General features: G+C 63.9%; 21 protein-coding genes and 1 pseudogene. 13 read left to right on the plus strand and 9 right to left on the minus strand.

What is annotated here, in order from left to right:
• Nucleotides 1–55 precede the first annotated feature (55 nt).
• Nucleotides 56–571, plus strand: a complete 516-nt coding sequence (locus RMR04_RS18980) for a 2'-5' RNA ligase family protein (RefSeq protein ID WP_311909885.1) — start codon at nucleotides 56–58, stop codon at nucleotides 569–571.
• Nucleotides 572–798: 227 nt separating this feature from the next.
• On the opposite strand, the gene RMR04_RS18985 is transcribed toward RMR04_RS18980, so the two are convergent.
• The 6 genes from RMR04_RS18985 to RMR04_RS19010 all read right to left on the minus strand — a co-directional run bounded on the left by RMR04_RS18985 (nucleotide 799) and on the right by RMR04_RS19010 (nucleotide 7,000).
• Nucleotides 799–1,383 (minus strand): hypothetical protein, encoded by a 585-nt coding sequence (locus RMR04_RS18985; protein WP_311909886.1) that lies wholly within the window; start codon nucleotides 1,381–1,383, stop codon nucleotides 799–801.
• Between the two features lie 166 nt (nucleotides 1,384–1,549).
• Nucleotides 1,550–2,215, minus strand: a complete 666-nt coding sequence (locus RMR04_RS18990; RefSeq protein ID WP_311909887.1) for an RraA family protein — start codon at nucleotides 2,213–2,215, stop codon at nucleotides 1,550–1,552.
• Between the two features lie 90 nt (nucleotides 2,216–2,305).
• Nucleotides 2,306–3,337 carry an ABC transporter substrate-binding protein gene (locus RMR04_RS18995; protein WP_311909888.1) on the minus strand — a complete coding sequence of 344 codons (1,032 nt, stop codon included), beginning with the start codon at nucleotides 3,335–3,337 and terminating at the stop codon, nucleotides 2,306–2,308.
• A 26-nt stretch (nucleotides 3,338–3,363) separates the two neighbouring features.
• Nucleotides 3,364–4,182: a fumarylacetoacetate hydrolase family protein gene (locus RMR04_RS19000; RefSeq protein ID WP_311909889.1), complete on the minus strand. Its 819-nt coding sequence runs from the start codon at nucleotides 4,180–4,182 to the stop codon at nucleotides 3,364–3,366.
• On the minus strand, nucleotides 4,152–5,864 hold the full coding sequence (locus RMR04_RS19005; protein ID WP_311909890.1) for an ABC transporter permease: 1,713 nt from the start codon (nucleotides 5,862–5,864) through the stop codon (nucleotides 4,152–4,154). The genes RMR04_RS19000 and RMR04_RS19005 overlap by 31 nt, the downstream gene beginning before the upstream one ends.
• On the minus strand, nucleotides 5,861–7,000 hold the full coding sequence (locus RMR04_RS19010; RefSeq protein WP_311909891.1) for an ABC transporter ATP-binding protein: 1,140 nt from the start codon (nucleotides 6,998–7,000) through the stop codon (nucleotides 5,861–5,863). The genes RMR04_RS19005 and RMR04_RS19010 overlap by 4 nt, the downstream gene beginning before the upstream one ends.
• Before the next feature lie 587 nt (nucleotides 7,001–7,587).
• Here RMR04_RS19010 and RMR04_RS19015 point away from each other — a divergent pair.
• A complete protein-coding gene (locus RMR04_RS19015) occupies nucleotides 7,588–8,484 on the plus strand; it encodes a LysR substrate-binding domain-containing protein (protein ID WP_311909892.1) in 897 nt (298 codons plus the stop codon).
• 167 nt (nucleotides 8,485–8,651) lie between these two features.
• Here the strand turns inward: RMR04_RS19015 and RMR04_RS19020 are convergent, their stop codons facing one another.
• Together RMR04_RS19020 and RMR04_RS19025 are read right to left on the minus strand one after the other, a co-directional pair.
• A complete protein-coding gene (locus RMR04_RS19020; protein WP_311909893.1) occupies nucleotides 8,652–9,533 on the minus strand; it encodes an AraC family transcriptional regulator in 882 nt (293 codons plus the stop codon).
• A gap of 238 nt (nucleotides 9,534–9,771) precedes the next feature.
• Nucleotides 9,772–10,641, minus strand: coding sequence for a LysR substrate-binding domain-containing protein (locus RMR04_RS19025; protein ID WP_311909894.1), 870 nt, complete (start codon nucleotides 10,639–10,641; stop codon nucleotides 9,772–9,774).
• A gap of 118 nt (nucleotides 10,642–10,759) precedes the next feature.
• Between RMR04_RS19025 and psrA the strand changes: the two genes are divergently transcribed.
• The 11 genes from psrA (at nucleotide 10,760) to RMR04_RS19080 (ending at nucleotide 23,626) form a co-directional block, all read left to right on the plus strand.
• The gene (psrA, locus tag RMR04_RS19030; protein WP_311909895.1) at nucleotides 10,760–11,851 is read left to right on the plus strand and encodes an iron-containing alcohol dehydrogenase PsrA; all 1,092 of its coding nucleotides are present in this window, start codon (nucleotides 10,760–10,762) and stop codon (nucleotides 11,849–11,851) included.
• A gap of 154 nt (nucleotides 11,852–12,005) precedes the next feature.
• Nucleotides 12,006–12,860, plus strand: coding sequence for a phosphonate ABC transporter substrate-binding protein (gene phnD / locus RMR04_RS19035; RefSeq protein WP_311909896.1), 855 nt, complete (start codon nucleotides 12,006–12,008; stop codon nucleotides 12,858–12,860).
• Nucleotides 12,861–12,889: 29 nt separating this feature from the next.
• Nucleotides 12,890–13,702 carry a phosphonate ABC transporter ATP-binding protein gene (phnC, locus tag RMR04_RS19040; protein ID WP_311909897.1) on the plus strand — a complete coding sequence of 271 codons (813 nt, stop codon included), beginning with the start codon at nucleotides 12,890–12,892 and terminating at the stop codon, nucleotides 13,700–13,702.
• Nucleotides 13,703–13,722: 20 nt separating this feature from the next.
• Complete coding sequence (phnE, locus tag RMR04_RS19045) at nucleotides 13,723–14,526, plus strand: phosphonate ABC transporter, permease protein PhnE (protein ID WP_311909898.1); 804 nt, start codon at nucleotides 13,723–13,725, stop codon at nucleotides 14,524–14,526.
• Nucleotides 14,527–14,705: 179 nt separating this feature from the next.
• On the plus strand, nucleotides 14,706–15,959 hold the full coding sequence (gene phnA, locus RMR04_RS19050; protein ID WP_311909899.1) for a phosphonoacetate hydrolase: 1,254 nt from the start codon (nucleotides 14,706–14,708) through the stop codon (nucleotides 15,957–15,959).
• A 2-nt stretch (nucleotides 15,960–15,961) separates the two neighbouring features.
• Nucleotides 15,962–17,413: a phosphonoacetaldehyde dehydrogenase gene (gene phnY, locus RMR04_RS19055; RefSeq protein WP_311909900.1), complete on the plus strand. Its 1,452-nt coding sequence runs from the start codon at nucleotides 15,962–15,964 to the stop codon at nucleotides 17,411–17,413.
• 116 nt (nucleotides 17,414–17,529) lie between these two features.
• Nucleotides 17,530–19,137 carry an ABC transporter substrate-binding protein gene (locus RMR04_RS19060; RefSeq protein ID WP_311909901.1) on the plus strand — a complete coding sequence of 536 codons (1,608 nt, stop codon included), beginning with the start codon at nucleotides 17,530–17,532 and terminating at the stop codon, nucleotides 19,135–19,137.
• Nucleotides 19,138–19,200: 63 nt separating this feature from the next.
• Nucleotides 19,201–20,178: an ABC transporter permease gene (locus RMR04_RS19065; RefSeq protein WP_311909902.1), complete on the plus strand. Its 978-nt coding sequence runs from the start codon at nucleotides 19,201–19,203 to the stop codon at nucleotides 20,176–20,178.
• Entirely contained in the window at nucleotides 20,171–21,055 is an 885-nt protein-coding gene (locus RMR04_RS19070) for an ABC transporter permease (protein WP_311909903.1), read from the plus strand. Before RMR04_RS19065 ends, RMR04_RS19070 begins: the two co-directional genes overlap by 8 nt.
• 2 nt (nucleotides 21,056–21,057) lie before the next feature.
• The gene (locus RMR04_RS19075; protein ID WP_311909904.1) at nucleotides 21,058–22,728 is read left to right on the plus strand and encodes an ABC transporter ATP-binding protein; all 1,671 of its coding nucleotides are present in this window, start codon (nucleotides 21,058–21,060) and stop codon (nucleotides 22,726–22,728) included.
• Complete coding sequence (locus RMR04_RS19080) at nucleotides 22,718–23,626, plus strand: CehA/McbA family metallohydrolase (protein WP_311909905.1); 909 nt, start codon at nucleotides 22,718–22,720, stop codon at nucleotides 23,624–23,626. Before RMR04_RS19075 ends, RMR04_RS19080 begins: the two co-directional genes overlap by 11 nt.
• Before the next feature lie 436 nt (nucleotides 23,627–24,062).
• Here RMR04_RS19080 and RMR04_RS19085 read toward each other — a convergent pair.
• Nucleotides 24,063–24,284: pseudogene (locus RMR04_RS19085) on the minus strand (AraC family transcriptional regulator); the annotation flags it as partial.
• Nucleotides 24,285–24,430 lie beyond the last annotated feature (146 nt).

Below are 24,430 nucleotides of genomic sequence, written 5' to 3' on the forward strand. Positions count from 1 at the left end.
AAACCGGCCCCGTCGCGGCCGTTGCTTTACGCATGCAGTCAGCTAGATCAGTCGAATGATGTTCGGCATCACTTTGCGCACGGCTTCAGATGCGCGCCCATTTTGGCAACTGGTCGATAGAGCTTCCGCATTCGAAAGCTCACCTTCGATCCGGCCGCTGGGCTACCCGCCGCATATCACGCTGACGCGCTATTCAAAGCGTCCGTCCCACCTGCTTATCGGAGCCGGGAGAGCGTTCCAGAGGGAGGCGCCGCTCTCGCTTACATTTGATCGCATCGGCATGTTTGACACCGATCCAATCGTTTTGTGGCTAGCGCCCAGATGGGATCAGCGCTTGATCGATCTGCATGCGAAAGCTCACGAGATCGTCGATCCCGCGCTATGCGACCCGCATTATCGACCGCAGCAATGGACACCCCACCTGTCTATCGCAGTGTCCGTTGCGACCGCTCAGCGGAGCCAGGCACTCGCATTTGCCGCGCAACCGTTTGAGCCCTTCGGCATCACCTTCGATGCCATTGAATGTGTCGCTTGGCCGCCCGTCCGCATCCTAGGCACGTTTCGCCTTTAGCAATTCAACATCCGTGCCCCATCCCAGCCGGTCGTTGCGCCCAGTCGACGACTGCAGGCAGCCGAGCGTCGGGAGAAGACCTCCGGCACGCAGCCACGTCAGGGCCGGAGTCGAGCCATCTTGGACATTGGCGCCCGGCTGTGAACGCGATGCCTGGAGCCAAACGGTCCATCTCCGTTTGCGATCTAAGGCGCGCATCTCAATTTTTGTATGTCGAGAGGGCGGTCCTAGAAAAAATGATAAAATGCCCTCCGAGGGAACCGGACGGAGTATTTTCCATCGCTACAATCAACGGAGTGATCGTTTATCCGATAATATCTGCCTGCGCGCTTCATTAAATTGAGTGAGCGTTCGGTGTTTATGCTGTGTGTAGAAATTGTTTTGAATTCTACATTGCCTTGTGATTTTAGAGTAAATTTATCAAGACTCAATTTGAATATTTCGCACGACGCACCAGATCTAGCCTGAACGATTATGATTCTTGAATCCTTGTCGGCATAGGTTTCGTCCGCGAGGCGGCATAAGCGCTGGGAATCTATAGGAAATCCGCCCGCAGATTTTGTTGCTTCAGCGACCCATGCTGCGGCCATTTCGTCCTGACATCGGCGGTCAGTATGGGCTTCCACTGGTTGCCCGTAGTCGGCCTGCATCGCCGCGATCCGAACCAGTTTGATGAGCGATATCCTTGCTTCTATGGCCGGTCCGCTGCTCTTGGCCAATGCTCCCCCTGGCGTGACGAAGCACAGACCTAAACCGAATAACGACGCCAAGAATGGAGAAGAAAGCGAACGTGCGAAGTCAAGCGGATGCATAGCGCCCTCAGAATGCTCTGTCGCCGATCATATGATTCGCGACTTCCGCAATCCACCCGAAGCTGACTAGGCAATGCGGCAGCCTGCGCCGTCATGGTCAGGCCCAGCCGGGGCAGCGCGGTGGATCAGACGCCTCTTTGCCCCGGCCGCTCCATTCGGAACCGGCTCAGTTCATGCACCGTGCTTCCAGGTGATCGACAAATGAGCGGTCCCAGCGGCCCTCCCGGATCTCCTGCATCGTCGCTTCTTCCTTGGCATGCTGAGCCAGCGCTTTTGCGATCACCGTCTCGGCAATATCCGGGGAAAAGGCGCAAAGCCCGTCCTGGTCCCCGACGACGATATCACCGGGGCAGACCACCATGCCGCCGACGGTCACCGGGACGTTGATCGCCCCCGGCCCATCCTTGTAAGGGCCGCGATGGCTGACGCTGCGCGCATAGACCGGGAACGTCCGCTCGCGGATCTCGGCAACGTCGCGAATGGCGCCGTCGACGATCATGCCGGCGAGCCCCAGGGACTGGGCGCCGAACGACATGATGCCGCCGAAGACGGCATTCCAGGGATCCCCGCCCGCATCGATGACCATGACGTCGCCGGGGCGGCAATAATCATAGGCTCGCAGGACAGCCAGATTGTCGCCGCCACGGGTGCGCACCGTCACGGCGGTCCCGACAAGCGGGGCCGGCGAATGATAAGGCAGCAGCCCGGAGCTGCCGCAGCTGCGATGCAGATTGTCGCTCAGCAACGCAACCGCGATGCTGCGCAGCACAGCGATGATTGCGGGATCGACCTGCGGTGCGGAGGGGTTCTTGGTCAGGCCGGAGGTTGTCATGCGGTGATCTCCTTGATTATCGGGCGGAAAGTTCTTGAGTGGAAAGTTCTTGGGTGGAGAAATGCGATTGCGCCGATTTTACCCGTGTATTCAGGGTTTTAACCCGTAAGCAGACAGGACATCCTTCTGCTGCTCGGGTGTGATCATGTCGTTTGATCCAACGTGACGCGCGGACATGGCGGGGCATGGCACTTCGGTCGGTGCGGGCACGTTGGGGACACCACCGATCTTGCAAAGGAGCAGCGCCGCATCCCGGCCGAGCTTCCAGTTGACATAGAGCCGCGCGGCGTTGGGATGGGGGGCCTTCATCGGCAGTCCCATGGCCATTTCCAGCCCATGGGTCGGCCCGTCCGGGCTCAGAAGGCCGATGGGCGCGCCCTGCGCCCGGATATCGGTGGAATGGTTGATGACGCTGGGAACGACCATCTGGAAGGCGCCGGCCGCGACCTGCTGGGCGCCCGACGGACCACCGGTCACGACACGGAACTGGTTGGCGGCAAAGCCTTTCACCCAGTCCTCGCCATAGGTCTCGCGCATCAGCATGAGCCAGGAGACCATGTTGGTCGAGATCTTGGGGTCCACCATCGCGATCTTGCCGCGCCAGCGTGGGTCGGCGAGATCTTTCCAGCTTTTCAGATGCTGCTGGATGTCCTTGGCCGAAACAGTATTCGTATTATAGGCGACGATGTGCGGCAGCACTTCGCCCACGACATAATGCGTGTTCTTGGCCGGCACGATGACCTTGGAGATGTTCGGCACGACCTCCGGGGTCAGTTCCACGAACAGGTCCGGACGCAGCTGGTAAAGCTGCGAGGAGCCGGAATAGAGCACGTCCGCATGATAGGTCGCGGCGGCCGTCTCGCCGGAGAAGCGGGTGAACAGCGTCGTCGAGGGAAAGCGCAGCCACTCCACCTTGATGAACGGGTAGCGGGCTTCGAAGCTCTTGACGATGTCCTGCGTCTCGGCATCCACCGAGGAGGTGTAGAGCGTCAGCTTCCCCTCCGCCCTGGCGGCCGCTTCAAGCGCGGCTTGGTCCTGCGCATAGGCGATGGTCGCTGCACAGACGCCCAGGCCCGCAAGCAGGGTTCGCCAGATCTTCGTGAGCGTCGAGGCTGGGGACATGACTGATGACTCCGTTGGAAATGGGCCTAGCAGACGCAAATCGTGGTTTCGCCCAGGGCTTCGATGTGCGCGATGGCCTTGCGAATGGAGGCCAGCGCCAGCGGCCCGAGGCGGGCGCCGGTCATGACGATGTCGCCGCGCTTGAGATGAAGCCCGCGCTTGCTGGCATGCACCGCCAGCCATCCAATGGCGGCGAGCGTTCGTTCGAGCGAAGGCTTCGGCAGGCTCGCCTGCCGCAGCTCAGTGTCGAGAGCGATCTCGATCGACAGATCCGACAATGCGATCTCGTGCCAATCCGTGCGCCCCGCGCCGATGACGACGCCGGCACAGCTCTGCAGATCAGCCAGGCGAGAGAGATCGGGGGCCGTGTCAGCTTCCGAAAACCGGCTCGAAAGCAGTTCGATCGCGGGATGGATCGTGGCGATGGCGGCCGTGACCTGCGCCATCGACAGCGCCTCCTGCCGCGGCACGAGATCTGCTCCCAGGCAGATGGCGATTTCGACTTCCGCCCGGCATGTTGCCAGAAAACCCGCATTGAACCTCGCCGGGCTCGCTGCGAAGAGCAGGTGCGGCAGCGGCGAGCAGCGCGGCTCGCCGCCCTCGCGCAAGGGCGCGACCTTCCAGCCGCCGACAGGCCCTGCCCCGGCAACGATCGCATTCTGGATCGCATAGGCGTCGTCCAGCGTCGCGGGCGCCGCGATGTCCGCATGAGAGAGCAAGCCTCCGGCCCGGATCGCGCCGAGCAGGGCTGCTCCGGCTGAGCGAAGCGGGTCGGCGACGTCGGGGTGCGGAGGCGCGGAGCAGTGCATCGCGGTCACCGAACCGACCGTGAGCGCACGAACCACAGCATCGCGCCGACGACCACGGCATTCAGCAGGCACATGATGGTGGAGAACGCCGCGAGCAGGCCGAAGCTGCCCGTTTCCCAGATCGTCAGGATGGCGAAGCCGATGACGGGCGTCTGTACGCCGGCGAGCAAGGCCGAGGCGGACAGGTCGCCCATCATGTGAACGAACACCAGCGTCCAGCCGGCGGCAAAGCCGGGAAGAGCGATCGGCAGGACGATGCGCCGGATGGTGCGGCCTTCGCCGGCTCCGGCAATATAGGACGCCTCGCGCAGATCCGCCCCCACTTGCGTCAGGGCCGAGGCGGCGGCGATGGAGCCGGGCGGAATATACATCACGATGAATGCGATCAGCAGGATCGTCAGCGTGCCCGACAAGAAGAACGGCGCACCGCTGAACGTCGTCAGAAACGCCAGGCTGATCACCAGGTTGGGGATCGTCGCCGGCGACTTGATCACGACATCGACGATGCGGCCCAGCACGCCACCGCGAAACGCGGCGTAGATCGCCGTCAGGATTGCGATGGCCATGGCGATCGTGGCACCGGTGCCCGCCAGCATCAGGCTGTTGCGGAACGCCGCGAAGGTGACGCGATTGACGAACAGGACCTGCTCGAAATGCAGCAGCGTGAACCTGGCGGGGTCGATGACCGGAGACCAGTATGGCTGCACCGACACCAGCAGCAGCGCGGCGATGGGCAATATCGACGCGACGAGGATGTAAAGCCACATCAGGGTTCGCGCCGGGCGACGCCAGCGCCCGAGCGGCAGCGGCGCGGACCCCGCGGCGCGGCCGCCGACGGAGACGAATTTGCCGGCCTTCGACAATCTGCGCTGCAACAGCCAGAAGCCCATCACGACCAGAAGCATGATCAGGCCAAGCAGCTGCGCATCGGCCAGATGCGGGGGATAGTCCTTGACCAGGAGATGCACGATCTTGGTCGGCAGGACGTCGATTTCCGCGGTGGTCGCGATGATCGCCGGAATCGAATAGGTGCCGAGGCCGGAGATGACGACGAGCAGGCAGGACCCTGCCAGCGCCGGCCCGATCGCCGGAAGCGAAATACGCATCAGGGTGCGAAGCAAGCCGGCGCCGCTGATCAGGGACGCTTCCTCAAGCGCCGGATCGAGGTTCCGGATCGCCGAGGACACGACGAGATAGGCATAGGGTACGCCATGAATGGTGTAGACCCAGATCAGGCCGACCCAGCCATAGATGTTAAGCTGCGCCGCATCAGTGCCGAACAGGCGCGCGAGCGCGCCGTTGATCAGCCCGACATTGGGGGCAGCCAGGAAGACCCAGCCGATGCTCAGCGCCACGCTCGGCAGCAGCAGCGGAATGATCGGCAGGAGCGTAGCGAAGAGGCCGAGATTGGCGTCGGTCCGCTCGTTCAGCCAGGCGAAGATCGCGCCGATCGCCACCGCGAAGACGGTGCTCACGCCGACGGCGAGACAGGTGTTGCCCAGGACGGGCAGCAACCATGGCTGCGCCAGCAGGGACGAGAGGGCAGCCATGTTCGGAACGCCGCCCGGGACCAGCGTCGACAGGAACATCCGCCCCAGCGGATAGATGATGAGAACCGCCAGCGCCACAAAGCTCAGGACGGTGGCAAGCGTCAGCGGCTGAAGCAGCACAGGCAGCCCGGCAGGCTTTCGCAGGGCCGTCTCGGGACGATGCGTCATGCCTGCGCTCCCGCGGCGGGAACCAGGCGCAGCGCGGCGGGGCTGACCGTTATCCAGGCGGGATCGCCTTCGGACAGGTTGCGCAGGCTGTCGTCATGCGACCAGACCCGGAGGGTCTTGTCGCCGATTGTGACGACATATTCGGTGTGGTCGCCGGAGAAGAGCTGCGCTTCGATCCGCACCTTGACGGTGTTCTCGCTGACGTCCCGGGGCTGGGCCGGGAGGAGCGTGATCTTTTCCGGGCGCAGCACCAGCATGACGGGCGCGCCGGCGGGATAGGCCGCCGTGCCGGACGCGACCCGAAACAGGCCTTCCGCAGCCTCGACCACGATGCTGCCGCCATCGGCCGAGCGCACCGTGCCCGGCAGGAAATTGCTCACCCCGACGAAATTGGCGACGTAGTGGTTAGGCGGCTCCTCATAGACGCGCCGTGGTGTGTCGAGTGCCGCGATCCGGCCCGATTGCAGCACGGCGACGCGATGCCCCAACTCCATCGCTTCGGTCTGGTCATGCGTGACATAGAGGCCGGAGAAGCCGATCTGCCGCTGCATGCGCTTGAGCTCGAAGCGCAACTGGCTGCGCACCTGCGCATCCACATTCGACAGCGGTTCGTCGAACATCACGACCGACGAATTCGACACCAGCGCCCGCGCCAGCGCGACGCGCTGCTGCTGGCCGCCGCTGATCCGGCCGGGATACTGCCCCTCCAGCCCCCCGACGCCGACCATCTCCAGCGCCTGGCCGACTCGTTCGGCAATCGCCGCGCTCGACAGTTTGCGGCCTTCCAAGGGATAGCCGACATTCTGCGCCACGGTCATGTGCGGCCACAGCGCATAGGACTGGAAGATCATGCTGATCTGGCGCTGGTCCGGCGGGATGAAGATGCCCCTGGACGCGGAGAAGACGATACGCCCGTCAATGCTGATCTCGCCTTCGTCGGGCCTCTCCAATCCCGCGACACAGCGCAACAGGGTCGTCTTGCCGCAACCGCTGGGGCCGAGCAGGACAACGAGTTCGTTCTCGTCCACGGTCAGGCTGATGTCGTCGACGGGAACGATCACTTTGCCGCCTGCCCGGCGGAAACGCTTGGTGACGTTCGAGATGACGATACGTGGTGTCGTGTTTCCTGGTGCCATGATTCCTCAGGCCGGTGCGGGATCGAGATTGCGCGGATCGATGCGTGGTGAGGTCGACTTCGCGTCAGGCCTGGTGCGGCCGCCCGGCCGCCAGCGTCGCGCAGAGAGGCTGTTTGACAACCACCCGAGCCCTCATCCTGAGGAGCCATTCCGGGGTTTTGATCTTGCATCGGCTTGTCCCGAAAACCGGTTCCCACTTTTCGGGCCGATGCTTCGGGAATGGCATCTCGAGGGAAGCTCCAGGAGGCCCCGGAACCATCTGGAACATCCTTCGAGACGCCGCTTCGCGGCTCCTCAGGATGAGGGCTGGAGTTTCCAAACGGCCTCTGAGGCCGCCATGCCGGGCGGGCGCGGTGCCGTCGCAATGCCGGCTGAGCGGCGGGCGCGATGCCGCAACGGGCAAGGCGCCTGGACCATCCCCACGGATGTGTGGCTGCGCTATCGACATCGAAACCTCCCAGGCGTGGCAAGCTTCGTGGCTTGCAACATTCTTGGGCTCAAAATTGCGCGCCTGATATAAAAAGGCTAATTCAAAACTTCGTAATCGACATACAAAACTTGAATGGCTTACCGCAGGGATCGGCGGCATGGCATACGACATCAGGCGGCTTACGTTTTTCGTCAATATCTGTGAAAGGCGGTCGCTGACGGCGGCGGCGAGCCTGTCGAGCGTCACGCAACCGGTGTTGAGCTATCACATCGCAGAGCTTGAGAAGGCCGTCGGCGAGCCGCTTTTGTACCGCCGGTCCGACGGCGTGGAGCCGACAGAGGCCGGGCTTGTGCTGCTCGGCCATGCGAAAGCCATTCTCAGTGCCGTCAACACGGCGGAAATCGCGATGCGCGAGCGCAGGGACCAGCCCGGCGGCGTCGTATCGGTCGGCCTTCTGGCGTCGATCGCGCCCCTGGTCGCGCCGCGCGTGCTCCACGAATGCAAGACGCGTTTCCCGCAAATCCAGCTGAGAATCTCGGAAGGGACCAGCCTCCAGATGCGCGCCGGCGTCGACGACAATCTGTTCGACCTGGCCGTCAATCTGCGCGAACGCGGAGACAAGGCCAGCCGCTCCTTGCTGTTTGAAGATCTCTATCTGTTCGCCCGAAGAGGCCTGATCGACATCAGGAAGGAGACGGTAACGCTGGCGGAGGCGCTTCAGCACAAACTGCTGCTTCCGCCCAAAGGGCATGTCGTGCGCGCATTACTGGAAGATGCGGCGCGTAAAGCTGCCCTGACCATCCGGATAGAGGCCGAAATCGAAGGGCTCGCCACGCTGAAATCGCTGGTCGCCGAGTCGATCGGCCCTGCCATTCTCGGCTACGGCGCCATCAAGGTCGAGTATGAATCCGGCGCATTCGTCGCAGCCAAGATCGTTCGCCCCAATGTTCAAAGAGAATTCATCCTCGATGAGGCCGTCAAGAAATCCTATCCGAAGGCTGTCGAAGAAATAAAGCTGATCGTCATTCGAGCCATTCAAGGACTGACCAAATGAATATCCAAGGTATTTTTGGCATGGAAAGCGCCGACATCACCTGAATTCTCTTATGACAAGGCATGGGTTTGCCGCTTAAGCCGTCCGCCCATAAAGACCGGGATGGGGCGGATGGCAGCCTATCCGTTTCCGGCGATCGGAAGAGACAGGCCGCCGTCGCAAGCGCGCTATTTCAGCGGCAGAAACAGCTCCGCGACCGCCTCATGCTCTGGCACCTCCGGGAACAGGCTCAGCCGCTGGCAATAGATCGGGAAGTCGCGGGCTTCCTCGCCGCTGACCGGAAGCCAATCGCGATAAAGGTAGAGTGCGGCGGGCTCCAGATTATGGGTGTTGCCGACGACGCGCAGCACCGCGCAGCGTCCGCCGGGGATCTCGCCGGCTTTGATCTGCTCGCCATGCGCCTCGATCGGCCGGTCGGTCCCGGCACAAAGGTCGTTGCTATAGTCGGCCGGGGAAGCGGGCCGCCTCTCGGAACGCCAGACATTGAAGGTCGGACTCGTACTGGGGTGCAGGCCAGCGGCCTTACGCCAGGCGATGAAGCGCTGGATCGTGGCGCCAAGCGTCGCCGGATCGCCCCGATGCTCCATGATCGCCACCGGGGTTGGGGGCACATCGCGGATCATCACATCGTCAGTGGTAAAATTCGTCTGCATGAGCTTGCTCCTCGCATCGTCGAAAGGCCCGAAGGCCGCAAACCACGGTTCCCAGTCGGGAGACTTCCGGAACGACGAAGGCGACTGGCGGAACCGTTGCCGAAAGGCGCGGGCGAAGGCATCGGGCGCATCGTAACCGGCATCCAGCGCTATGTCCGTGACGCTTTGGGCGTCCCTGTAGGCCAGCCGGTACGAAGCGCGCTTCATACGGGCAAGCTGGACATAGCGATGCACGGACACCCCGAAGGTGGACATGAACTGCCGGTGGAAATGAAATTTGGAGAACGCCGCGACGCCGCTCAGCGTTTCCAGGCCGAGATCACCGTCCAGATGCCGGTCTATGTGGTCCAGCACCCGCTGCATCCGGGCATGGTAGTTTTTTAGTGCCGCCTTCATCGTCTCTTGGTCTCTTCCTCCGTGGCGACCCCAGTTAGTCGCTGACGGCCATAACCTGCTCGACCGATCTTGCGGTTTTGCCACGGGGTCGCCAAACCTCGCCAAGGACCGTCTACGGGCGCACCCGATTTATCGACGAGCGGCGAAAAGGCGCGTGCGGCTGCCGTGACTTGGCCCGCGCGCCTTCAGAAACCTCACGGCGCATGCGCGCCTGGAGGCGCGAGGTCGTCTGTCGCGGCTATGCCTCCCTCGTCTGCCGGACCACGTCCAGAAAGGCCCCGACGATCCGGCTCGTCTCACGCTTCTTCAGCACGACGACATGGGCATAGGTATAAATCTCCGAATGAGAGATCGGGATCAGTCGCAGATCGGGATCGGGCACGAACTCCGCCACCGACACATAGCTGATGCCGAGCCCACGGATGACCGCTTCGCGAATGGCTTCGCGGCTGCCGATCTCCATCACGGTTCGCGGTTTTGTCTTCGCCGCCAGGAGCGCCTCCTCGAAAGCGCGCCGTGTCGTCGAGCCGTGTTCGCGAATGATCATGGGCTCGCCCTCGAGCTCGGCGAGCGCGATGCTCTTGCGCCGCGCGAAGCGATGATCCTTGCGCAGGAACACCGCAACCGGGTGGCGGCGATAAGGGATGGTGAGCAGACGGTCGTCCTCGTCGATATAGGCGAGGATCGCGACGTCGGATTTGTAGTCGAACAGATCGTCCAGCACCGCGGTCGAATTGCCGAGCTTGACCGCGAGTTCGATGCCGGGATAGGCGCGATTGAAGGCCGCCAGCATCTCGGTGACGTGAAACGGGCCGACGGCGCTGATCGACAGCCGGCCGGTCCTCAATTCGCGCGACTGCTCCAGGAAGGCCTGCGCCTCGCCTTCCTCGGCGAACAGGCGCGTCGTGATCGCCAGCAAGTGCCGGCCGGCATCGCTGAGTTCGCGGCGCCGGCCCCTGCGGACGAACAGCTCGACGCCATACTCCTCCTCGAGCAGCCCGACCTGTGCGGTCAGGGTGGGCTGGCTGATGTGAAACTGCGCCGCGGCCGCGTTGAAGCCGCCCGCGCTGGCGACGGCATGGAACGATCGAAGTTGCGAATAACGCATATAAAATTTCTATCTATCGGCTCTGAAAAATCAATTTGTTTCTTGGTTCGTCCTTTGTGAGCATCCCCTCCAACGGCGCCGGGACAGTGCGACGGCGGCAAGAAGCGAGGGTGGACGCATGCAGTGGGCCTATTGGAATCCGGTCAAGATCCGTTTCGGTGCGGGGCTGTTCGACGAGGTCGCGGGCCTGATCGGCAAGCGGCGCTGGGCGCTCGTCACCTATGACCAGCCGATCTTCAAGGCGCTGTCGGAGCGTCTGGCGGCCGTCGCCGGCGCGCCGGTGGCGACGATCACGAACATCGAAACCAACCCCGACTGCGCCGATCTCGTCGAATCCTGCCGCCGGTTCGGCGCGGCCGAGCAGCGGGCCGAGGTCATCGTCGCGCTTGGCGGCGGCTCCATGATCGACGCCGCCAAGGTGCTCGCGGCCAGCGGCGGCGATTTCGAGACCGTGCGCCGCCATCTCGTCGACAAGGTTCCGCTCGCCGCGGCCGGGATCGTGCCGATCATCGCCGTGCCGACGACGGCCGGGACCGGGAGCGAGGTCACCTCCTGGGCGACGGTCTGGGACGCCGCCAATGGCGGTAAATACTCGCTGGCCCATCCCGGGCTTTATCCGGAAACGGCAGTGCTCGACCCCGCCTTGACGCTCGCGGCGCCGCGCGGCCTGACCCTGGCGACAGGCCTCGACGCGCTCTCCCATGCCCTGGAAAGCATCTGGAACGTCAACGGTAACCCCGTCTCGGCCAATTATGCCGTGGAGGCGGCGCGCGAGATCCTCGATACGCTGCCGCGCCTGCTCGACGCGCCCGGCGATCTCGAGCTCAGGGTTCGCCAGATGCGGGCCAGCCTGCTGGCGGGCCTGGCTTTCTCCAACACCAAGACCGCGCTCGCCCACAACATCTCCTACGACATCACGCTGAAGGCCGGCACGATCCACGGCATCGCCTGCTCCTTCTCGCTGCCGATGGTGATGCGCTGGGCGATGGGCGTGCAGCCGCAATGCGACGCGGCCCTGCGCAGGGTCTTCGGCCCCGACCTCGAGGCTGGCGCCGAGCGCCTGACCGCCTTCCTGCACGATCTCGGCGTGAAGACAGAGCCCTCCGCCTACGGGGTCTCGCCGGCCGACTGGAATCGCCTCGTCGACAAGGCGCTGGAAGGCGAGCGCGGCCGCAACTTCATCGGGAGGCACGCCGCCAAAGCCGCCTGACAAGCGGGCCTCTCGCGGGTCTCTCGCAAATCTCTCGGGCAATCATGCCCACGCGTTCACCGGCAAGGTCAAAGACCACCGGATCATCTGGGAGGATGACATGAACATTTCACGTCGGAGAATTTCACGCCCAACACTGTCACGCCGGAGCATGTTGACGGGGTCGCTCGCGGCCGCAGGCGCCCTGCTGGCGATGCCCAATCTCGGCAAGGCGCAGACCAAGCTCATCCGCGTCGGCCTGATTCCGTCGGAAGATTCGCGCGCCATGCTGGAATCGAGCCGGCAGCTGCTGGATGCGCTTGAAAAGAATCTCGGCATCAAGGTCCAGGGCTTCGTCGCCTCCGATTACAACGGCGTCATCGAGGCGATGCGCTCGGGCCATGTCGAAGTCGCCTATCTCGGCCCCTTCTCCTATGTGCTGGGCACCACGGTCGCGGCCATCGAGGCCTTCGCGACCGCCGAAACCGCCAAATCGGGCCGGACCTTCTACCACAGCCAGATCATCACCAGGAAAGACAGCGGCATCAAGGAGGTGAAGGACCTGAAGGGGCGCAGCTTCGCCTTTGTCGACCCGTCCTCGACCTCCGGCCATCTCTTTCCCAAGGCGGGGCTGATGAAGCTGGGCTTCGATCCGGAGAAGGATTTCGGCCGGGTCCTGTTCACCGGTTCGCACGACGCCAATGCGCTCGCCGTCACCAATAAGCGCGTCGACGCCGCCACGATCGCCGACCGGATCCTCGACGCCGCGGTCCAGAAAAAACTGGTCGATGCCGCCGACATCCACGTCGTCTGGCGTTCGGACCCGATTCCGGAATCGCCGACCTGCTGGCGCAAGAACCTGCCCGACGACCTCAAGCAGCAGATCAAGACCGCCTTCCTGAACATCCGGGACATCACCTGGGCCGATCAGGGCAAGCTCAACCGCTTCGTCGAGACCAATGATCAGGCCTACGACATCATTCGCGACACCGCGAAGGTGCTGAAGCTCGATCTGGTCAAGATGAAGTAGCAGCCCGGCGCGACCGGGGAGGATCCATCATGATCAAGATCGAAGGCCTGAAGAAATCCTATGCCGGTCGCCCTGTCCTGCAGGGCATCGACCTGACGGTGGAGCCCGGCGAATTCCTCGTCGTGCTCGGGCCGAGCGGGGCTGGCAAATCGACGCTGCTGCGCTGCATCAACGGGCTGGTGCAGCCCGATGCGGGGCGCACGCTGATCGACGGCGCCGTCTACGACACGAAGAGCAATGCGCGTGGCGAGCGGCCGGTCGCGATGATCTTCCAGCACCATAATCTGGTGAAGCGGCTCTCCGTCCTGAAGAACGTGCTCGTCGGCCGGATGGCGGGTCTCTCCTCCATCCTGACGATGCTGCAGCTCTTCCCCAGGCGCGATGTCGAGATCGCCATGGAGGCGCTGGCGCGGGTCGAGCTGCCACACAAGGCGAATGCGCGCGGCGACCAGCTCTCGGGCGGCGAGCAGCAGCGCGTCGGCATCGCCCGGGCGCTGGCGCAGCAGCCGGCCGTGATCCTCTGCGACGAGCCGGTGGCGAGCCTCGATCCGAAGACCTCGCGGATCGTGCTCGGCTACCTCAAGGCGATCTGCAAGGAACAGGGCATCGCCGTGATCTGCAACCTGCACCAGGTCGACTATGCCGTCGAATTCGGCGAGCGGATCGTCGGTCTCAGCGGCGGCAAGGTGGTCTTCGACGACACACCCGACCACCTGACCGCCGAGATCGTCCACCAGATCTATCCCGGCCTGGAAGACCCCGGCATCGGCCGCGTGCTGAAGCCGCGCGCCGCCGCCAGGCAGCCGCTTGCGGCTCCGCTCGTCGCCACCGCAACAGCCTGAAACCGAAGGGACCGCAAGCCATGTCATTGGGTACTTTGCAGCTTGTCCTGCGTCCCCCGCAGGGGCGTTTCGGCTGGTGGGGCGTCAGCGCCCTGACGCTGGCGATCATCGCCTTCCTGTGGTGGGCGGCGCTGGGCTCCGAGATCAACGCCACCAATCTCTGGAGCGGTTTTCCCTATATGTGGGATTTCCTGGTGCGGATGATGCCGCCCAATCCGGAGTTCCTCGACCGGCTCTGGAAGCCGGCGCTGGAGAGCCTCCAGGTCGCGGTCTGGGGCACCCTGCTCGGCGTCGTCATCGCCGTGCCGGTGTGTTTCTTCGCGGCGCGCAATCTCAGCCCAAGCCCGCTCGTCTACCACGCGACGCGCCAGATCCTGAACTGCATGCGCGGCATCAACGAGATCATCCTGGCGCTGATCTTCGTCGCCGCCATCGGCCTTGGCCCCTTTGCCGGTGTTCTGGCCCTCGCCATCCATGGCGCCGGCATGCTCGGAAAATTCTTCGCCGAGGCGATGGAGGACATCGACGAAGGCCCGCTGGAGGCCTTCCGCTCGGCCGGGGTCGGCCCGTTCAAGACGTTCTTCTTCGGCGTCCTGCCGCAGGTCCTGCCGACCTGGCTGGGCACGGTGTTCTACCGGCTGGAAACCAATGTGCGCCAGTCGACCGTGCTGGGAATGGTGGGCGCCGGGGGCATCGGCTTCGAGCTCGTCTCCTCGATGAAGCTGTTCAAATACCAGGACACCGCGACCTGCATCCTGCTGATCCTGGCGATGGTGCTTGCCGCCGATCTCATCTCCTCCCGCGTCCGCGCCATGATCCGCTGAAGGCGCTGGATCCGCAGAAGACTCCGGATCCGCTGAAGGTCTGGGATCCAGCGAAGGCTCGGGCCGCGACGGCACCCGTCGCGGCTTTTCCGAAAACACCCTGACGCCGTGCCGCGCCCGGTGCGAACGACGATCAGCCCCCGGCGCAGTTTGCCCCGGCTTCTCGAAAGGATGTCCCCATGAACATGCGTGCCACCATCGGCTCCGACGTCGTCGCCAACGGGCGCTCATACCGGCGCCCTGCCCGGCCTGTGGTCGTCATCTGCGTGGACGGCTCCGAGCCCGGCTATATCGAGAAGGCGATCGCGGCCGGGCTTGCCCCCAATCTCGACCGGCTGATGAAGACGGGGGCGAACACGACGGCGCTCTCGGTCATTCCGAGCTTCACCAACCCCAACAACCTTTCGATCATCACCGGCCGACCACCGGCCGTGCACGGCATCGCCGGCAACTTCTTCTACGACCGCGAGGCCGGGGAAGAGGTGATGATGAACGATGCCCGCTTCCTGCGCGCGCCGACGATCCTGGCCGAGTTCCAGAAGGCCGGCCTCAAGGTCGCGATGGTGACGGCCAAGGACAAGCTCCGGACGCTGCTGGGCAAGGGCCTCGACTTCACGACCGGGACCGCGATCGCGTTTTCGTCGGAGAAAGCCGACAAGGCCAACATGGCCGAGAACGGCATCCAGAACGTCCTCGACTTCGTCGGCCTGCCGCTGCCCTCGGTCTATTCGGCCGATCTCTCGGAGTTCGTCTTCGCGGCCGGCGTGAAGCTGCTCGCCACGTTCAAGCCGGACGTGATGTATCTCTCGACCACCGACTATGTGCAGCACAAGGCGGCGCCGGGCTCTGACGTCGCAAACGCCTTCTATGAGATGTTCGACGCCTATGTCGGGCAGCTCGACGCCGCCGGATGCACGCTCGTCATCACCGCCGACCACGGCATGAACGACAAGCATCTCACCTCGGGCGAGCCCGACGTGATCTATCTGCAGGGTCTGATGGACGAGTGGTATGGAGCAGGCGCGATGCGCGTGATCCTGCCGATCACCGACCCTTACGTCGTGCATCACGGCGCGCTCGGCTCCTTCGCCACGATCTATCTGCCGGACGGCGCGAGCCAGCAGGAGGTCGCCAGCCGGATCGCCGGGATCGACGGAATCGAGGTCGCGCTGACCTCGCCCCAGGCCTGCGAGCGTTTCGAGCTGCCGGCCGACCGCATCGGTGACGTCGTCGTCGTCTCGACCCGCCACAAGGTACTCGGCACCTCGCCCGACAAGCATGACCTGTCGGGCCTGACCGAGCCGCTGCGCTCGCATGGCGGATTGACCGAGCAGACCGTGCCGATGATCGCCAACCGCGCGATCTCGGTTCCCGCCGGTCGGACCTTGCGCAATTTCGACGTCTTCGACGTCGCCCTCAACCTGGTGGGCTGATCATGACCGTCAACATCAAGCCGCCGCTGCGCCGCGAGGCGATGCGGATCGCCGGCAAGCTGGTCTCGACCGACGACATGGTCGAGGTTCGCAACCCCTATGACGACAGCGTCGTCGGGCTGATCCCGGCGGCCAGGCCCGAGCATGTCCGCGAGGCCTTCGCCAAGGCAAAGGCGTTCAAGCCGAAGCTGACCCGTTTCGAGCGCCAGCGCATCCTTCAGACGACGGCCGAGCTGCTGCGCGACCGCAAGGAAGACTTCGCCCGGCTGATCACGGCGGAAGCCGGGCTGTGCTGGAAGGATTCGCTCTATGAGGCGAGCCGGGCCTATGACGTCTGGTCGTTTGCGGCCCAGCTCACCATCAAGGACGATGGCGAGATGTTCTCCTGCGACATCTCGCCCAACGGCAAGGCGCGAAAAATCTTCACGACGCGCCAGCCGCTGCTCGGGGTGATCTCGGCGATCACGCCGTTCAACCACCCGCTCAACATGGTCAGCCACAAGCTGGCGCCGGCGATCGCGACCAATAACCGCCTCGTGCTCAAGCCCACCGAGCTGACGCCGCTGACGGCACTGGCGCTGGCCGATGTGCTCTATGAGGCCGGGCTGCCGCCCGAGATGCTCTCGGTCGTCACCGGCAATCCCTCGACCATGGGCGACGCCATGATCACCGATCCCGATGCCGATCTGGTGACCTTCACCGGCTCGGTGCGCGTCGGCAAGCACATCGCCGCGACAGCGGGCTACAAGCGCATCGTGCTCGAACTCGGCGGCAATGATCCGCTGATCGTGATGGAGGATGCCGACCTCGACAAGGCGGCCGAACTCGCCGTCACCGGCGCGACCAAGAACTCGGGCCAGCGCTGCACCGCGGTCAAGCGCATCCTCGTCGTCGAGAGCGTCGCCGAGGAATTCTCAAAACTCGTCGTCGAAAAGGCGAAGAAATTGAAGTGCGGCGACCCGATGGACCCCGAGACCGATGTCGGCACCGTCATCAACGAGCGCTCGGCAAAACTGTTCGAGGCCCGCGTGGCGGATGCCGTCTCGCGCGGTGCGCAGGTTCTGCACGGCGCGCCGCGCCAGGGCGCGCTGTTCCACCCGACGGTGGTCGATCACATTCCTTACGATTGCGAGCTCGTCCATGAGGAGACCTTCGGGCCGGTGATCCCGATCATTCGTGTCCCGAACGATATCGCCGAGGTCATCCGCATCTCGAACTCGACCGCCTATGGCCTGTCCTCGGGCATCTGCACCAACCGCTTCGACTATATCCAGCGCCTCATCGCCGAGCTCGAGGTCGGCACCGTCAACCTCTGGGAAGTCCCGGGCTACCGCATCGAGATGTCGCCCTTCGGCGGCATCAAGGATTCCGGCCTCGGATACAAGGAGGGCGTCGTCGAAGCCATGAAGAGCTTCACCAACGTCAAGACCTGGTCGACCCCATGGAGCGCGTGAGGACGAGGATGCCGGCCTAACCTGCCTCCGGCCCCCAACATCCCTCTGTCATCCAACGGTCAACGCGATCCGGCACCCAGCAGCTTCGGTTCATCTGATTTCCAGGAGGAACTCCTATGACGACGACTTCGAAGAGACAGTCGATTTCGAAGAGACAGTTCCTGCAACTCGTCGGCGCGGGCGCTTCGGCTCTCGGCCTGCAGTCCCTGGCGGGTCCGTCCGACGTCGCGGCCGCAGAGCTGCCGTCCTGGGCCGCCTTGCCCGCTGGAGCCACGCCGAAGACCGGTGGCAAGCTGGTCTACGGCCAGACCTATCCGAACTGGGCCGTCGGCACCTCCGACAATGGCAAGCATCCCTATTACTGGATCGACCTCCTGACGCGTTCGATCTGGAACTGCCTCATCTGGATCGATCATGACTTCAAGCTTCAGGGCGAGCTTGCGCAGAGCTGGGCAGCCACCGACGCAACCCTCAAGGTTTGGGATTTCAAGCTCCGCGAGGGCGTGATGTTCCACAATGGCCGGGAGATGACGTCGGAGGACGTGGTCGCCTCGGTCGAGGCGCATATCGCGCAACGGGGCAGCTCCTTCATCAACAAATGGTTCGACCGCGTCGAGGCCCAGGGCAAATATGGCGTGCGCTTCATCCTGAAGGCGAGCTATGCCGAATGGCCTTACGCGCTTGCGGAATATCGCGTGGTCATCGTCCCGGCGGCGCGCCCCGACAGCATCCTGAGGGACGGCGTCGGAACCGGCCCCTTCAAGATCGTCCAGGTGGACAACCGACGCGGGTTCCAGGCCGTCCGCAACGAGAACTACTGGCTCAAGGGTCGGCCCTTCCTGGATGAACTCGAAGGCTACATCGTCAATTCGCAAACCGCGATCAATGGCTTTCGATCCGGCCAATTCAATGCCGTCTTCAACATCGACCCGACGACAGCAGGTCAGTACGAAGGCGCCGGCGGTCGCATCGACAAATCGAAAGGCGGCGACCAGTTCCTGCTGGGCCTGCCGCAGAACATGGACTTCGTCTGGAATAATCCGAAGATCCGGCTCGCCATCAGCCTGTGCATCGATCGCAACGCCATCAACACCATCGTCTATAACGACCCCGGAAGCTGGGTCGGCAATGACACCCATATGTCCGGCATCAATCCGGAATTCCAGCCGCGCGACAAAGCCTATGATCTGGCCCAAGCCAAGGCGCTGCTGGCCGAGGCGGGGCATCCGAACGGCCTGACCTTGCCGCCGATGATCTTCTGCCCGTCTTTCCCCGAGGAGCCGCGGATCATGGCGATCGTCGCGGAATCGCTGAAGCGGGGCGGCATCAGGCTTGAAATCCGCGAGATGCCTTGCGACGGCTTCAACGACTATGCCGTGCGGGTCAACGCGCCGATCGGCCTTCCCGCCCGCTCCCTCATCGGTCCCCGCAACCCTGCGATCAACCTTGGCCGCTTCATCACCAACCCCACCGAATCCGGCGGGTGGAAGGGTGCGAAAGCTGACGAGTTCGGGAAACTTTATGAGAAGGCCATCGCCGAGGCGGACGATGGAAAGCGCCTCGAGATGTACAAGGAACTGCAGAAAATCGTTCAGGCCGATACGCCGGCCATCGTGCTAGGCGGCCGGCGCAATATGCTGGCGCACGCGCCAAAGGTGCAGAACCTCAAATCGCATTCGCAGAACTGGAGCAGCCGGTTCGACGACGTCTGGATCTCCGCCTGAGCCTGCAAGGAGCAGGGTCTCCCCTGCTTCGCCATTTTCCCGGCTTCATCGAGGACAGGCGACATGACGCAGATCGTCAGCATGATGGGGAGAAGGCTGTTTCTGTCCTTCTTCATTCTGAGCTTCACGGCACTGATCGTCTTTCTTGGCACAGAGGTTCTGCCGGGCGATGCACTGACCGCGACGATGCCGGCCGAGGAACTGGCGTTCTATACGCCCGCGCAACTGGCCAAGCTGCGGACCGAGTACGGGCTTGATCGCGCGCTGCCGGTCCGGTTCCTCGAAGTGTGGAACCGGCTGTTCAGCTTCGATTTCGGCGTCACGATCATCAAGCGCGAGCCGGTGTATGATCGCATCATCCACCCCGTGATCAACTCGGCCATCATGGCCGGTGTGGCCCTGCTGGTCATGCTGCTGATCGTGATCACGCTGGGCATCCTCTCGAGCCTCAAGCCCGGCGGGCGGTTGGATAACTGGATCAGCGGGACAACGCTGTTCACCTACTCGATGCCCGATTTCGTCGTCAGCAACGTGCTCGTCATCATCTTCGCGGTCTGGCTCGGGCTCACTCCAGCCGTCATCTTCGCGTCCACCAATGCGCCGAAGCTCACGATTCTGGTCGCCGCGATCCTGCCGGTGATGGCGCTCTGCATTCACGGCGCCGCCTATCAGTTCCGGCTGCTGCGGACCGGGATGATCGAAGCGCTCGGCAGCGATTATGTCGAGCGGGCGCGGCTGGCGGGCATCCCGAACTGGCGAATCTGCCTGAGGCACGCGCTGCCATCGGCCCTGATCCCGATGCTGAACGGGACCGCGACCTTCGTCGCCGCCCTGCTGTCGGGCTCCGTCGTCGTGGAGTCGGTGTTCAAGTTTCCCGGCGTCGGCGGCGAACTCCTGCGCGCGCTCGCGCAACGGGAAATTCCAACCATCCAGGCGATCGCTTTCCTCGCGGCCCTGGCTGTCGTTGCCGCCAATCTCGTGGCCGACATCGCCATCCTGATGCTGGATCCACGTGTCCGTACGAGGTCGCAACATGGCTGATGTGCCTCTCGAAACCGGCCGGCCGATCGCCGCGCAAAGATTCCTGAATCCATCATTGCGGCGCGCGCTCGCGGAGCCCGCGACCTTCATCGGCTTCGTGCTCGTCGCCATCCACCTCTTCCTGGCGATCTTCGCGACGCTGATCTCTCCGCATGATCCGAGCGCTCTTGTCGGTGCGCCGCTGCAGCGGCCGTCCTGGCAATTCCTGATGGGAACGGACCAGATCGGGCGCGACTATTTCAGCCGCATCATCGCGGGCGGGCGGGTCGCTCTGATGGTGTCGTTCTGCGGCGTCGCGATCGCGCTCGCCTTCGGCACGGCACTCGGCATCCTCGCCGGCTATCTCGGCGGGCGGTTCGATGAGATCGTCATGCGCATCGTCGATGCGATGATGGCCATTCCCGAAATCATTCTGATCGCGATCCTGACCCTGGCTCTCGGCAAGGACATCGCCGCCCTGATACCGGTGATCGCCACGGTCTATTGCTGGGGCGCGGTCCGTGTCATCCGCGCCAAGACGATCAGCCTGTCGACGCTCGACTTCGTGCGCTCAGCCGAACTGCGCGGGGAGAGCCGGGTTGCCGTGATGCTGCGCGAGATCCTGCCGAACATGACCGGGCTTCTCGGCGTGGAGCTGGCCGTGCGGATCTCGTCGGCCGTGCTGCGGATCAGCGCGTTGTCTTTCCTTGGCCTGGGTATCAGCCAACCCACGCCCGATTGGGGGCTGATGGTTCAGGAAGCGATGGGCGTCGTCTTCACCGATCCCTGGTTCCTGCTGCTGCCGGCGCTGATGCTGTCGAGCCTGATCGTCGGCGTGAACTTCATGGTCGACGGGCTATCGCGCGCTTTCGGAATCGCAACGACGGAGCTTGGCTGACCATGACCCAATCTCCCCATGTCGAAGTCCGCAATCTCAAGCTCGTCTACAAGACCGGTCCAAAGAGCGAGTTCGCGGCGATCGACGATGTCAGCTTCACGATCGGCAAGGGCGAGACGCTCGGCATCGTCGGCGAAAGCGGCTGCGGCAAGTCCTCTCTGGCGCGCGCCTTCCTGTCCTATATGCGGCCGGGCGCCAGGATCGCCGGCGGCGAGCTCCTCGTCTCGGGCGTCGATGTGCTCAAACTCGGGGACGCCGCGCTCCTGCGCCATCGCGGCGGGGCTGCGGCGATGGTGCCGCAGAACCCCCTGTCCTCGCTGACGCCGCACCGCACCATCGGCCAGCATCTGACGGAGCTGGTCCGCCTGCACAATGCTGCCGGCGAAATGAGCGCGAAACGGAAGGCGATCGCGCTTCTGGCGGCGATGGAGCTGCCGGACCCTGCCGCCATCTTCGAGCGCTATCCGCATCAGCTCTCCGGCGGGCAGCGCCAACGTGTCGTCATCGCCGCCGCTCTCGTCGCCGAGCCCGAACTGATCGTGCTGGACGAGCCGACCACCGCCCTCGACAAGACCGTCGAGTCGCAGGTTCTCGATCTGGTCAGCCGCCTGCAGCGGCGAACCAACACGACGCTGGTCTATGTCAGCCACGACCTCAACGTCGTCGCGCGGATGTGCGGGCGCGTCCTCGTCATGCAAAATGGAAAGGTCGTCGAAGACGGCCCGACCGCCGAGGTCTTCCACAATCCAAAGACCGACTATGCGCGCACTCTGGTGGCCGCCATCCCGAAACTGCCCGTCGATGCGCATCCCGCGCCGCTGCGCCTGGCCACCGCGGCGCCGATACTGTCGGTTCGCGGCCTGGATTTCAGCTATGGTCGCGCGGGCAGCTTCAACCCGCTCGCGCGGTTCTTGCCGCAAAAGCCCGTCCCGCCGACCTTGTCCGACATTCAGTTCAACATCCCCGCCGGCTCGACGCTGGGGGTTGTGGGCGAGTCCGGCAGCGGCAAGTCGACATTGGCCAGTCTGGTCGCTGGCCTCGTCGACGGCAGCAGCGGCAAGATCAGCTTCGACGGACAGCCTCTGGCCGGTCTTGCGACACGCCGCAGCCGCGAGTTGCGGCGCCGAGTCCAGATGGTCTTCCAGGATCCGATCTCGTCACTGAATCCCCAGCACTCGGTCGAACAGATCATCAGCCGGCCCTTGCAGATTTTCTTCGGCATGACGCGGGCCGCGAGCCGCGAGCGTGTCGTCGAACTGCTGGCGGAACTCGATCTCGACCCCTCCTGCCTCAGCCGTTCGCCGCGCCAACTCTCGGGCGGCCAGCAGCAGCGCGTCGCCATCGCCCGCGCCTTCGCCTGCAAGCCCGATCTCGTCCTGTGCGACGAGATCACATCGGCGCTCGACGTGACCGTCCAGGCTCATGTCCTGAAGCTGATGAAGCGGCTGCAGCGCGAGCACAACACAACCTATCTCTTCATCTCGCACGACCTGCCCGTGGTCGCCGAGATGTCCGACCAGATCCTGGTCCTCGAAGGCGGCCGCATCCGCGACTATGCCGACACGGGAACGATCCTGAGCAGCCCGAACTCGCCCTACACCAAGAAGCTGTTGGAGGCGTTCAAGACGGCTTCCACGCCGCTCGCACAAAGGAACCTGAAGAATGCCTGCTGACGCCTTCTCCGCGCCCGGCCGCTTTTTCCGCGGCAACCTGCACACGCATTCGAACCGCTCGGACGGCAAGATCAGCCCCGAGGAGGTCTGCGCGCGTTATCGCGAGCGCGGCTACGACTTCATCTGCCTGTCAGACCATTTCATGCCGAAATACGAATATCCGATCACCGACACGACGGCCTATCGAACCGACGGCTTCTGCACGATCCTCGGGGCGGAGTGCCATGCGCCGGCGACCGCGGCGGGCGAGCAATGGCACATTCTCGCCGTTGGCCTGCCGCTTGATTTTCCGCCGAACCTGGATGGCGAGACCGGTCCGCAAATCGCCCGGCGCTGCCTCGATGCCGGAGCTTTCCTGGCGATCCCGCATCCCGAATGGTACGGGCTGACCACGGAAGACGCCGCCAGCATTCCAGGCGCGCATGCGGTGGAGATCTATAATCATACCAGCCAGGTGCGGCAGTCGCGCGGTGGCGGCGCCTATTACCTCGACATGCTCCTGGCCGGCGGCCGGCGCATCAATGCGCTCGCCTGCGACGACGCGCACTGGCTCGTCGAGGGCGATGAAAACCGGGATGCCTTCGGCGGCTGGGTGATGGTCAAGGCCGAGCGCAACGAACCGGCCGCGCTCGTCGCGGCGCTGAAGGCCGGCCATTACTACGCGACGCAAGGCCCGGTGATCGAGACGATCGCGGTGAAGGACGGCCATATCGAGATCGCCTGCTCGGCCGCCGCGCAGATCATCGTCGTCGGCCGCGCCTCCAGGAACGAAGCGGTCGCCGGCTTCGACCTGACGCGCGCGCGCTTCCCGCTCGGGAAATTCTCGGGCAGCTGGTGCCGCGCCATGGTCGTGGCGCAGGACGGCAAGACAGCCTGGTCGAACCCGATCTATCTCTGAACCCGGCCGGGATGCACGGCGTGATTCCAAGGATGAACAGCATGCTCCGGCAGGCTCCCGAGCCAGCCGGAGCATGCTTGAAACGCCGCTTCGCGGCTCCTTGGGATGAGGGCTCGCATGATCGAACGGCCTCTCAGGCGCAAGGCCGGCAATCCCGATCTGCTTCACCGGGGGTGATCGGGAAGGGTCGGTCGCCGCAACGACCCGTTCGCATGTGTTCAGTATTGTACCATCATAAAAAACAGCCAAAGCTCGCCAGAGCAATTTCCGATCCAGTTGGATCGTTCAATAGCTCTAGTTCATTGCTTCACGCGAACCGGTGTCCACTTCGCTCGAAAACGCTCTAAGCCAGGCTGGCGGCGCGCGGGGAGAGGCTGACCTCGCGGGCGCGGTCGAGATGACGGCGCAACAGCACCGCCGCGATCTCGCGCTCGCCGGCCTCCAGCCAGGCGATGAAGCGCTGGATCGTGGCGCCAAGCGTCGCCGGATCGCCCCGATGCTCCATGATCGCCACCGGGGTTGGGGGCACATCACGGATCATCACATCGTCGCTGGTAAAACGCGTCTGCATGAGCTTGCTCCTCGCATCGTCGAAAGGCCCGAAGGCCGCAAACCACGGTTCCCAGTCGGGAGACTTCCGGAACGACGAAGGCGATTGGCGATTCAGCATTGGCATGAAATCAGTATGGCCATGAATTCAGCATTGGCGTGAGCCGATACGAGCCGACCGGCTTCAGCGGGACGCCATAGGCGCGCTTGAAGGCGTCGTAACGTAAAGCCGGTTAGGCTCGACATGCCGTCGTC

This window comes from Bosea sp. 685, assembly GCF_031884435.1.
Taxonomy (GTDB): domain Bacteria; phylum Pseudomonadota; class Alphaproteobacteria; order Rhizobiales; family Beijerinckiaceae; genus Allobosea.

What these genes read in the sequence shown, in the direction of transcription:
- RMR04_RS19080 (WP_311909905.1), top strand. Translation starts at nt 22,718, where the DNA reads ATGCCTGCTGACGCCTTCTCCGCGCCCGGCCGCTTTTTCCGCGGCAAC.
- RMR04_RS19005 (WP_311909890.1), bottom strand. Translation starts at nt 5,864, where the DNA reads ATGACGCATCGTCCCGAGACGGCCCTGCGAAAGCCTGCCGGGCTGCCT.
- RMR04_RS19010 (WP_311909891.1), bottom strand. Translation starts at nt 7,000, where the DNA reads ATGGCACCAGGAAACACGACACCACGTATCGTCATCTCGAACGTCACC.
- psrA (WP_311909895.1), top strand. Translation starts at nt 10,760, where the DNA reads ATGCAGTGGGCCTATTGGAATCCGGTCAAGATCCGTTTCGGTGCGGGG.
- RMR04_RS19060 (WP_311909901.1), top strand. Translation starts at nt 17,530, where the DNA reads ATGACGACGACTTCGAAGAGACAGTCGATTTCGAAGAGACAGTTCCTG.
- RMR04_RS19025 (WP_311909894.1), bottom strand. Translation starts at nt 10,641, where the DNA reads ATGCGTTATTCGCAACTTCGATCGTTCCATGCCGTCGCCAGCGCGGGC.
- RMR04_RS18980 (WP_311909885.1), top strand. Translation starts at nt 56, where the DNA reads ATGATGTTCGGCATCACTTTGCGCACGGCTTCAGATGCGCGCCCATTT.
- phnA (WP_311909899.1), top strand. Translation starts at nt 14,706, where the DNA reads ATGAACATGCGTGCCACCATCGGCTCCGACGTCGTCGCCAACGGGCGC.
- RMR04_RS18985 (WP_311909886.1), bottom strand. Translation starts at nt 1,383, where the DNA reads ATGCATCCGCTTGACTTCGCACGTTCGCTTTCTTCTCCATTCTTGGCG.
- phnC (WP_311909897.1), top strand. Translation starts at nt 12,890, where the DNA reads ATGATCAAGATCGAAGGCCTGAAGAAATCCTATGCCGGTCGCCCTGTC.
- RMR04_RS19020 (WP_311909893.1), bottom strand. Translation starts at nt 9,533, where the DNA reads ATGAAGGCGGCACTAAAAAACTACCATGCCCGGATGCAGCGGGTGCTG.
- RMR04_RS19065 (WP_311909902.1), top strand. Translation starts at nt 19,201, where the DNA reads ATGACGCAGATCGTCAGCATGATGGGGAGAAGGCTGTTTCTGTCCTTC.
- RMR04_RS18990 (WP_311909887.1), bottom strand. Translation starts at nt 2,215, where the DNA reads ATGACAACCTCCGGCCTGACCAAGAACCCCTCCGCACCGCAGGTCGAT.
- phnE (WP_311909898.1), top strand. Translation starts at nt 13,723, where the DNA reads ATGTCATTGGGTACTTTGCAGCTTGTCCTGCGTCCCCCGCAGGGGCGT.
- RMR04_RS19015 (WP_311909892.1), top strand. Translation starts at nt 7,588, where the DNA reads ATGGCATACGACATCAGGCGGCTTACGTTTTTCGTCAATATCTGTGAA.
- RMR04_RS18995 (WP_311909888.1), bottom strand. Translation starts at nt 3,337, where the DNA reads ATGTCCCCAGCCTCGACGCTCACGAAGATCTGGCGAACCCTGCTTGCG.
- RMR04_RS19070 (WP_311909903.1), top strand. Translation starts at nt 20,171, where the DNA reads ATGGCTGATGTGCCTCTCGAAACCGGCCGGCCGATCGCCGCGCAAAGA.
- RMR04_RS19075 (WP_311909904.1), top strand. Translation starts at nt 21,058, where the DNA reads ATGACCCAATCTCCCCATGTCGAAGTCCGCAATCTCAAGCTCGTCTAC.
- phnY (WP_311909900.1), top strand. Translation starts at nt 15,962, where the DNA reads ATGACCGTCAACATCAAGCCGCCGCTGCGCCGCGAGGCGATGCGGATC.